Genomic DNA, 1,852 nt, shown 5'->3' with positions numbered 1-1,852 from the left:
GAGCCAGATTTTGGCTTGAAATTTTTATCAAGCCTAAAACATCTTGACTTGTTCGGCTATCAAGATTTCCTGTTGGTTCATCAGCAAGGATAATAGCAGGTTTAATTGCCAAAGCTCTTGCTAACGCTACACGCTGTTGTTGTCCGCCAGATAACTGATTTGGCATAAAATATTTTTTATCTTCTAATTTTAATAATTTAAGAATTTCTTCAACATAATCATCATCTGGTTTTATACCGTCCAGCTTGATAGGAAGCACAATATTTTCATATACATTCATAAGTGGCAAGAGATTATAGTTTTGAAATACAAAACCTATTTTTCTTCTTCGATAAACAGTTAATTCATCACGAGATAATCCCGATATATTTCTTCCGTCAATAATAACTTCTCCAGAAGTTGGATTATCCAAGCCACCAAGCATATGTAGTAAAGTAGATTTTCCACTTCCAGAAGTTCCAACAATAGCTAAAAATTCCCCTTTACAAATATCTAAATCTATACCGTCCAATGCTTTTACAGTATTCTCTCCCGTATTATAATATTTTTTTAAATTTCTAACTGATAAAATATTCATTCTTCATCTTCCTTTCTCTCTGTTTGCTCTAATAATAACAAAGACTTCTTTCTCAAATCTTTCTCAAAAGTGACAACTTTGACACAATTAAAGATTGAGAAAAAAGTCTTGATTAAAAATCACTACGGGATAAGAAAACTTCAACGGTAGTTCCTTTATTTAATTTGGATTTTATTTTTATATATCCTTGTTGTTTTCTTAAAACTTCTCTAGCCAAATATAACCCAATTCCAAAGCCCTGCTTATCTGTTACATTTGTTCCTCTGTAAAATCTTTGAAATACTTTTCCTTGCTCTTGCTCTGGTATGCCTATACCATTATCTATAATTTTTACACATACAAATGATTCATATAAAATAGACTTAATCGTTACTTCTGTATCATCTGGCGAATATTTTATTGCGTTTTCAATAATATTTGCAAAAACTTCCTCCGTCCATTTCAAGTCAGCAAAGACTTTATAATCATTATTTTCTGAACGAATATGAATATTTTTCCTCATTGCGTCCAATTCTACCGATTGACAACTTTTTTTAATTATCTTGTCTAATTCAATTATCTTAGGATTGACAGAAATAATTTCCTGTTCCGCATACGAAGATTTCAGCAATTCTTTCATAAAAAATTCTAGTTTCTCAGCATTTTTTTCGATTTTATCTGCTAATCGAAATGATGTTGATTCATTCACTTCCTCTTTTAACAATCCTGCATATAAAGTAATATTTGCAAGAGGAGTTCGTATCTGATGACTGATGTTAGAGAGTAATGATTTTATAGTATTACGTTCCTGCTCTGCAACTTCTTTTTGCATATTTGAAATTTCAACAATACGGTTTAGTCTTTCAGAAATAGCCGAATCTAAGGACTCATCATATATCATATCAATTTGTTTTCCGCCGAGTATTTCATCGGCTTTATTCAAAAAGTTATTATACTGAGATAACATCTTATTTCTATACCAGTAAATTACCAAGCCTAAAACAATGATATTCAGACCTACGATACCAATAAATACAAGAATGTGAATATCCATTTATACACTCTCCCATACATAGCCTTTTCCGTAAACAGTTTTTATATAAGTCGGATTAGAAGAATCATCTTCAAGTTTATCCCTTAATCGTCGTATTCCAACTGAAAGAGCATTATCTTCAACATACTCTGTTCCCTCTGGCCATACCCATTCAAGCAATCGTTCCCTTGTTAAAATTCTATTTGGATTTGAAATCAGTAAATACAAAATTCGCTGTTCTGTTTTACTCAATTCTATCTGTA

The 1,852-nt window shown here is 31.3% G+C and carries 3 protein-coding genes; all 3 read right to left on the bottom strand.

Features of this window, described 5'->3' with window-relative positions:
* A partial coding sequence (locus QVP40_RS13105) for an ABC transporter ATP-binding protein (RefSeq protein WP_288200583.1) occupies nucleotides 1–577 on the bottom strand: 577 nt, incomplete at its 3' end.
* A 112-nt stretch (nucleotides 578–689) separates the two neighbouring features.
* Complete coding sequence (locus QVP40_RS13100) at nucleotides 690–1,610, bottom strand: sensor histidine kinase (protein ID WP_022068832.1); 921 nt, start codon at nucleotides 1,608–1,610, stop codon at nucleotides 690–692.
* A partial coding sequence (locus QVP40_RS13095; RefSeq protein WP_288200582.1) for a winged helix-turn-helix domain-containing protein occupies nucleotides 1,611–1,852 on the bottom strand: 242 nt, incomplete at its 5' end.

Source organism: Blautia sp. CAG:257, assembly GCF_000433815.1.
In the GTDB taxonomy this organism is placed as follows: domain Bacteria; phylum Bacillota; class Clostridia; order Lachnospirales; family Lachnospiraceae; genus Blautia_A; species Blautia_A caecimuris.
This window is presented reverse-complemented; position numbering and strand designations above follow the sequence as displayed.